Raw genomic sequence first — 9,019 nt, 5'->3', positions numbered from 1 at the left:
CTGTGATTGGATTAACAGTTTTCATAATCAGGGGGAATAAGGCGATGAGTCTGATAAAGGTAGCATAAAAGCTTCATACAATTAGCACATAAAATAACCTACCGATCGACCAGTCAATTCATATGAAGACAAATGGTCAACTACTTATAGCATTTATTGCTTAATGACTTCAATTGAAAAATTAGACTAATATACTGACTATTCGGTCGGCATTATAGTAGTTCAACGATAATAATTTCAAACAGGAGGATTAATATGCGAGATAGTACGAAAGCCTTAGGTTTGATTTCGAATTATTCACCTAGCGATAATAGCCTTAATTCAAATAGCACTGCCAGGAAAAAGCAGCAAGTCTTTACAAGGGAATTATTCGTTGTAAAAATACCGGGCAAAAGAATTAAAGAAGCAGTGTCTCTTTTGGATACAGAAAAAACGCTATCTGCACGAAAAACCTTGTGTGTTAAGAATCCTGATATTATACATCAATCTAATAAAAACATGATGGTTAAAGATGCACCCGCTGGCAGTCATGAAGATGAAAAAAGAACCGATGATGTGAGTTCTGAAAAAAAAAATAACGTTTCGACTTCGATTGCTCATGAATTTCAAGGCTTTGGATTATCCCCGGAACTCAATAGACCAAAACCACTGATGTTACTTGAATCAAATGGAAATTATTTTATACCGGATGGGTTGATGTTGGGTAATCGCTTTATTCAGGTTCCGTCTGCAGAACAGATTGAGGCTATCGATCGCTTTCAGTCAGAGAATTTAGTGAAAATGCGTAGTTCTATTCATAATGTAGGGGCGTTCCTGGGCAGAGAAAGTGAGGAGGTATTGGAAGGCCAGGTAGTCGGCATTTATCATGGTACTCAATTGCGGCTAAAAAAAATAAATAGCGAGGAACTTCCTGATAGTGAGAGTAGAGATGAGCAATATATACAATGGTCCATGTCAGAGATTGATGGACTTCTTCGACCTGCCTTGACTACCCGTATCCCATATTTTCAGTGTGTAAATTTTCATCTTTCTTATAAAACAGTCAATCAGGAAGAGATTATCCTTGGTATTGATGGCATCGATAGCACATCATTCCCAATATGCAATATGAATTCCAGTGATCACAAACATGGTGAAAATGTTATATTGCTTCCTTCAATTGATTCAAGTTGCGTGGCTTCTGTTCATAAAGACGGTAGAATTAACGTCAATGACAGTATGCCTGCTTCGGGTGCGTATTATATACTGGCAATTGCCCTTAAGTATATTGCTCCGGGCGATGAATTGATCCTGGATTACAATACCGGAGTTGAATTAACAGAGAGGAATGCAAAAGATTATTTTTTTCCGGATTATCTCTATTTTCCCTCTCTTTATAATTCTATCGATGTTCAGTTTGTTGATAATGGTAAAGATATAATATGTAGAAAAAAAGGCAGATTATCAGATAATTTTAAAAAGTTGAACAAATTGCCGGAGTCAATTAAATTCATGGTTGAAAATGGAAAAACAGCTGAGGATATCATAGAAAATATTAATGAAGAAATGAAAGTCTTGAATCCGTTAAGTCAGGTAAAACACTGGAATCTTGGTGATCTGTATATGTATTGCCAGCTGGTAGATATCAAGCTTCCTGATGTTCACCTGAATGCGTTAACCTGCCTACTCTATTTTTGCAATGATGAAGGCGTTATTGATAACCATGGAAGAAATTATTTAACAGCACTGGCAGGAAAACATGCTAATCATCTTGGTGGTATTGACCAATGTCGAACTGTAAACCAAGTTTCTTTCTTTTTAGAAAGAAAAATGAAAACTATATTCAGTCGAAAGAAGAGTGAACAGTTTGATCGGCTTAAAAATGATATTGTTGACTTTATAGAGTGTTCAAAAGATAAATATAGTGACAGCCTAACCCAATCCCCTTGGAAGGGCATTGAGCACAGCACGATTGTTTGCAAAGGGGATGGAGAGATTCTCCCGCAAAATGACAGTCATATGATGCTAGCGTTGTCAGCGAAAAACGCACAGATATCACCAATTGAGAAGCACCGCGATTCGCTGATAAAGATAAAGCGATCTGTAGAAGCAAGCACCTATGGCCGACTTGTGAAGATTGCGGGGGGTCGCAACTACTTTGATGAAGTCTCTAAATTTATTTGCGGCTATAAATTTTATATGCGAGATCTAATTAGAAATTTAAATCGGTGGAAAGTCCCTGTTCCTGGTAATGATAGTATTCAATTCAAAGATACTGGCTTATGGAAACAGGAGCATATTTATACCTTTTTACTCTTGGAGGTTAAAGAGTCCGGTAGTGAAAATCTTGATAGATTAAGAGATGTTCTGGATATATTGAAGCCGGTATCAAAAAAATTTAGAGATTGTTTTGATCGGTACTGTCTGTCTGTTTTTCGACGATATTCGGATACGAATGTTTTGAATGGATCTGATCCTTTTTCTTTGAAGATTCTATCTTCCATAAAGGAGCTGTTACAGGGGATTGAGCTCCCTGTATATTACCGATCGAAGAAAAGCAGGACGGAAATCGGATATGATGATCTGAAATATGTATTAACTAACTTAGGTGTCAAAATTTCAGGACAAATCGATGTTCCAGATAAGAAAAATATTAAAAAAATACGAAAGATTGTATCGGATATTAAAGCTAACTGTGATATTTCTTCATCTGAATATTTTGAACAGGTCAAAAAACTGATATTTAGTTACCGAAGGAAGAAAACTCTGGGAGAAAATAAAGGCTGCATAGCCCGTGAGCTGCGAAGGCATCATGTTCTTGTTCCTCAGAATGATTTATTTACAGTGACCGAAAACTGGACTAATGCTCATGTAAATGCGATATTTTTGTCACAATATTGTATGCCTTTGCAAAAAGGCACTAAATTGCCGCTGAGTACTTTAAAAGTTATTAAAAACAGTCATCCTTTGTATGAGGAATTACTTTACAGGTATATTTTTGGAATATTAGGTGTCAAGGGTGATCAACATATTTTTGACTCGTCAATTCCTGAAAATAATAAGAAAGTGCGGCAATTAATCGATCAGTTAAGAATAAGTTCAATGTCTCTACCTGATACAGAAGAGTTTAAAAGAGTTGAAAATGAAAACAACCTGAGTAAGAAGAAAATAAGATGGTGTATGAATGTTTTAGTTTATTTATTCAAGAGAAAAGGTATCGAATTCCTTGGTCAACGTAATCGCTTTTCATTATCATTGATTTCTGAGCATTTTAAATTATTAGATCCCAGCACTAATGATTATTTTTCAAAAGTAGGTGAGTATGTGTCAGCATGCAAGATAAAGATTCCTTCTGTTTTTGTACGTACTATGAATCAACAGGGTTACATTGTCCCGAAGAATGGTGTTTTTATGGATTTAGGCGAGTGGCATGTTGGGCATATTCTTTACCTTCGACAGTGTTTTGGTGAAAATAATATGACAGCTGACTCTTTGCTAAAATGTTTGAAAGTCCTTAACCCTGATACAGATGCATATATTGACTTTTTAAAAAAATTTATTAAACATAAAATTGACAGTTCAAAGCAGATAGGGCGGAATATAAGTTCCTGTCTTGGGTGTCAAGTATTATTGGCTGACATTTTCCTGAACATTAAAACAATTCCAGTACCAAGACAACTTAGTGCTGAGATTTTATCAACCGATCGTCATTCTGAAACTATGCCGGAAGCTGCCTATGAGATATACACTACATGGTCTGAGGAATTGATTAAAAGGACGCTGGTTTTATGGGGATTGATCAAGGATGAAAATACTGAAGCAGCATCACATAAAGTTTCATGTCATACGATTAAAAAAAGAAAGAGTGATCAGGAAGCGGTTGTAAATTTTATACCATTATTTAAAAAGCGACGCACCACAGCTGTTGGTTTATACCAATGCCCATATGATGAACCCATTGATCAATATTCTGTAGATGACAGGATGATGGAAAACCAAAGAGGAAGTAAAGAAAAAAGTAAACCGATAAGTAAAAAACAATTGAGCAGTCTTTTTAAGCTTGCGGGAACTGAAAAATATCTTGATGAAATTGCCAAATGTGTATCGTTGCTGGAAAAACATCCATATCTTTATACTCCGAAAGGATTAGCTGGATATCTTAATGATACTAAGCTTCCCGTACCATCCAACATTTACAGCCCATTTAAGCAATGTAAGATCTGGTGTCTGGAGCATATCCAGATTTTACAAAAGAACATTTCTGATCAATGGCCGAACTCTTCTGAAATGTTGATAAGTTGCCTTAAGATTTTAACGGTTCAATCCCGAGTGTATTGTGAGTTTTTTGATCGTATCATATTAGTTTTATATCGTGAATATGTTCAGAAGGCCGTTAATCAGACGACTGCTGTTATAAGAGTTTATGACAGATTAAAGATATTCGAAGTTCCTCCTGAATTGAGTAAGATTCATGATGAAAGCTCTTTGTCTAGTCATATGATCAGAGAGTCACTGATTCGCTCTGGTATTGGCAACGTAGCGCACACTCGCAGTGGTAAGTTAATATTACTGAAAGCTATGATTCAAAAAAAACAGGAAGATTCTACGGATTACTTTAATCTGATCAAGGATTATATATTGCTATTTTCAGAGAAAACCTATTTATCTACCAACTGTTATAGCTTGAATGCGAAAGAAATATCAGTGCCTGGAAATGGTTTCTTTTCATTAACGGAATTATGGACAGTGGCTCATCTTCGTGCCATCTTTCTTTACGATAAAGTCACTGAGAGCGTCACTGAGAGCGTCACTGAGAGCAGTAGTTATGTAATTATTGAGGCTCAAACCTATCGATGTCAGGAGATAGCAGATATTTTGCTGGTATTACATAGAAAACAAAATCTGTATGAAAAAGTATTTTTAGTATATATATTTAAATATTTAAACATTCAGGGAGATAATGGCTTTTTTGATGCAAATAGACAAAAAAATATACACCTTCTAACTTCTTTGAAAAAAGAGGTAGTAGATGAAAAAATACTCATTCCTGATACCGTCGAATTTAATCGTTTCTGTTCAGAAAAACTCGGGAATAAAGTACAACAACGGTTCAGGGTTAACGACATTCTTCTGTTTCTCCAGTGGAACGGCGTCCGGTTGGTTGAGCTGGCTGCTACCTGATATTCACTCACAGGTGGCTGGTTTTTCTTCCAGTTGCCAATCCTGAAGCCGAATAATCGACCGGATCAGTAACTGGAAATCTTCTGAAACTGTTTTATCAGACAGGCAATGATACTTTTTCAGACGAGTTTCCAGGCGGTTACAGATTCGTTCCAGTTCTGGCACGCCGCAATAGCGGCAGGCCCCGTGTAATCGATGGACGCGTTCAAGCACGGCTGAAAAGTCATTAGCCTTCCAGGCTTTTCTGAGTGTTTTCAGGTCATCGTCAAGCCCGTCCTTCATCATGACCAGCATCTCATGAGCCAGCTCTGTATTGCCTGCTGCCAGATGAATAGCCAGATTCATATCAACCGGGCTTTCCAGAGTATTGACTCTGTGAGTAATGGGAATACTGATTTTTGATGATGCAAGGTACTCTCTATTTTTAATACTATCTGAGGGTATTTGTGTCCATTGATTCAGCATGCTGATCAATTGCTTCTCACTGACCGGTTTGCTCAGATAATCATCAAAACCACTTTGCAGCAGCACTTTTTTCTCTTCTGGCAATGCATGGGCGGTCACCGCAATAACCGGTGTGCGCTGGTTGTTCGGGATTTCGCTACGGATTATCTTTGTCGCTCCCATACCATCAAGCACGGGCATCTGAACATCCATAAAAATAATATCGAAAGAAAACTGTTTGCAGAGTTCAATGGCTTCAAACCCGTTTTCAGCGGTCTTCAGGCTTTGACCAAGATGGCCAAGAATTGTTTTGAGTAACTTCAAATTAATGGGGTTATCGTCTACGGCCAGGATGTTCAGTGGTTTGTTTATTTGTTGATAGTGTGAAGTCTGGTCACCCTCACTGTAAGAAATCAGGGCCTTAAGTCGGGTTAGTCCTACGGGTTTGAGTAGTGTGTTTACGTCATTTGGCAAAACTGCATCCGCCGTGCCCGTTAACTGGGCAGAAGTGAGGCGTATAATGGTTGCTCCATGGTAAAAATATTTAAGCTGTTCGACAGCCTGTTCCAGCGCCATATCATCAAGATTGACGAAAATATAATCATAGTTTTTCTGTGTTTCGCCAGATCCTATTGCCTGCTGAAAGCTGGTTGTTGCCGTGGTTTCAGCGCCCAGTTTATCCAGCAAATGAAAAATAGAGAGTCTGGTGAGTTCATGAGGCTCTATAAGAAGTACTTTTTGGCCATCCAGCTGTTTTTTGTTGTCATCATTAGAGACCAATGGCTCGCCAATCTTTGTTTTAAAGGTGAACCAGAAGAGAGCGCCCTGGCCCAGATCAGATTCAAGACCAATTTCTCCTCCCATCTGTTCCACCAGGGTCTTACTGATAGCCAGTCCAAGTCCGGTACCTCCAGCCCTGCGTGTCTTACTGGTGTCCGCCTGGGCAAAAGCATGAAATAACTTATGGTGTTGTTCCCGGGTAAGGCCAATCCCTGTGTCAGTCACTGACATTCTGAGTGTTAACTGATCATCACTCTCTTTTTGATCTAGCATTACGCGAACAGCCACAGAGCCATAACTGGTGAATTTAATGGCATTACTAACCAGATTGGTCAGCACCTGTTTTAATCGTTGTCCGTCTATGATGATGTTTTCAGGTACATCGTCGTAAATAAAGTGAACAATTTCCAGTGATTTACCATGGGCTGAAGGCGCCATAAATATCATCACATCTTCGACTATCTCCCGGAGGCATGCCGGTTGAGGATCCAGTTCAAGTTTGCCTGCTTCCATTTTGGAGAAGTCAAGAATGTCATTGAGCATGGTTAGCAATCCCTGGGAGGATTTCTCGATGGTGCTGATATAGTCGTACTGCTGTGGTGTCAGACTGGCGTTGAGCATCAAGTTGGAAAAACCAATAATGCCATTCAGTGGTGTTCTGATTTCATGGCTCATATTGGCAAGAAACTCGCTTTTACTGCGGCTTGCTGCCAGTGCTTCCTTCCTGGCCAGATCCAGCTCAACATTCTGGATTTCAATGGTTTCGAGCGTTTCCTGCAGCTCATCATTATATTGAGCGATATGGGTGTTCATTTTTTGGTGTTTAGTCTGCAGGCTATCCAGCATTTCATTGATGGCAGACTCAAGTTCATTCATCAGGCTTTTGGGATTGTCCGGGAGTCGGGTATCATAAAAACCATCCCGTATACGACTAATAACCCGTGCCATATTATCCAGGGGGCGTGTTACGGCGTTGCCCAGTTTAAGACTGATAACCAGGGCAACTGCCAGTCCCATGGCAACCACAATAATACTGAAAGCCAGTGAGCGATAAAGGATCAGGTGAGTTTCTGCATAGGTGTACTCGATGATAAGCCAGCCATCATAGGTTGAGCTGTCTGGTCTGGTAATTGGACTGGCTACCTGAATCACCTGATCGTTTTGAAAAAAGGGCTGCCCCGAATTCAGTAGTGAAGGTATTTTGCCTGTGGCGGTGAGCGTTGGGCCGGCATGGAGAAATTCTTCACCTTGCGGATCTATCAGGCTTATAGCTCGAATATCCATATCGTCCAGAAGCATGCTTATCAGGCTTTGCAGCTCTGTTCGCTCTATCTTGTGTGGCTCTTTGCTTTGTAATAAAAGCGAAGTAATAGCCGCTTTCTGTTCAGTTTGAGCCAGTGCTTTGGTCATGAGCTGATTATCCAGCTCGTTATATCGTTTGCTCAGATACACGCTACCCATGAGCAACGAGACAATAATGCCCGGTAAAAAGGCCAGAAGAAGGAGTCGTTGGCGAAATGCCAGAAGGTTCTGTTTCATGCTACTGCTTTCCCTGTATGGCTTTTGTTCTGTATTATTGCGGGCCAGAGAATATCAAACACCAGCATAATAAAGTTAACGTCAGTTATATGTCCATTGAATATCCGACCATAGAATCCATTATTGGTAATACGCCTCTTGTTCGTTTGCAGCGAATGCAGGGGAATAGCTCCAATACCGTACTGTTAAAGCTGGAGGGGCAAAACCCTGCGGGGTCTGTGAAAGATCGCCCAGCCTTATCCATGATTACTGAAGCTGAAGCTCGAAATGCGATCAGACCCGGGGATACATTGATTGAAGCCACCAGTGGTAATACCGGGATAGCTCTGGCCATGGCAGCAGCGATTCGTGGCTATAGCATGATACTGATCATGCCAGACAATATGAGCATCGAGCGTCGTGCGGCCATGAGCGCTTATGGTGCTGAGCTTATTCTGGTCAGTGATGGTATGGAAGGCGCCCGGGACAAAGCACTGGAAATGCAGAGGCAGGGCCTGGGCAAGGTTTTAAATCAGTTTGCCAACCCGGATAACCCTCTGGCTCACTATGGAACCACCGGGCCTGAAATATGGAGACAGACTACCGGTAATGTCACTCACTTTATCAGTTCCATGGGAACCACAGGGACAATAATGGGGGCTTCCCGTTATTTGAAGAGCAAGAACTCCTCCATTCAGATTATTGGCCTGCAGCCTGAGGATGGGTCGAAAATACCCGGAATACGACGCTGGAGCCCGGAATATCTTCCGGCTATTTTTGATCGCTCAGCCATCGATGAAGTGATGGATATCAGCCAGACTGAAGCAGAAGAGTGCATGAGGGCCCTGGCCCGGGAAGAAGGAATATTCTGTGGCGTTTCATCCGGTGGTGCGGTTGCCGCAGCCCTCAGGGTTTCGAAAGACGTTGAAAATGCCACTATTGTTGCGATTATCTGTGATCGTGGTGACCGCTACCTTTCGACGGGTGTTTTTGATCCTCAATAATGGAAGAGGCGTTGTAGAAAATATCAGCTTTCCGTCATCCCCGCGAAGAAGGGTGTTGCAAAAGGTCTCAAATGCCGATTTGTACCGCTGCTGTCTTTCCCGCGAAGGAGGGT

3 protein-coding genes are annotated in these 9,019 nt (G+C 40.6%); 2 read left to right on the top strand and 1 reads right to left on the bottom strand.

The window, feature by feature from the left end; all coding sequences use genetic code 11:
- Positions 1-255: 255 nt before the first annotated feature.
- Positions 256-5,160, top strand: coding sequence for a hypothetical protein (locus RM811_RS09000; protein WP_402523117.1), 4,905 nt, complete (start codon positions 256-258; stop codon positions 5,158-5,160).
- 3 nt (positions 5,161-5,163) lie between these two features.
- Here RM811_RS09000 and RM811_RS08995 read toward each other — a convergent pair whose 3' ends face one another.
- Entirely contained in the window at positions 5,164-7,923 is a 2,760-nt protein-coding gene (locus RM811_RS08995) for a response regulator (protein ID WP_402523115.1), read from the bottom strand.
- Between the two features lie 89 nt (positions 7,924-8,012).
- Here RM811_RS08995 and cysM point away from each other — a divergent pair, with 89 nt between their 5' ends.
- Positions 8,013-8,906: a cysteine synthase CysM gene (gene cysM, locus RM811_RS08990; RefSeq protein WP_402523120.1), complete on the top strand. Its 894-nt coding sequence runs from the start codon at positions 8,013-8,015 to the stop codon at positions 8,904-8,906.
- Positions 8,907-9,019: the final 113 nt, after the last annotated feature.

Origin of the sequence: Endozoicomonas sp. (assembly GCF_031844845.1) — a bacterium.
Classification (GTDB): domain Bacteria; phylum Pseudomonadota; class Gammaproteobacteria; order Pseudomonadales; family Endozoicomonadaceae; genus Endozoicomonas.
The sequence above is the reverse complement of the archived record's forward strand: the minus strand, read 5'-3'. Positions and strand labels throughout refer to the sequence as shown.

Coding starts and splice junctions, on each gene's coding strand:
- RM811_RS09000 (WP_402523117.1), top strand. CDS start 256: ATGCGAGATAGTACGAAAGCCTTAGGTTTGATTTCGAATTATTCACCT.
- RM811_RS08995 (WP_402523115.1), bottom strand. CDS start 7,923: ATGAAACAGAACCTTCTGGCATTTCGCCAACGACTCCTTCTTCTGGCC.
- cysM (WP_402523120.1), top strand. CDS start 8,013: ATGTCCATTGAATATCCGACCATAGAATCCATTATTGGTAATACGCCT.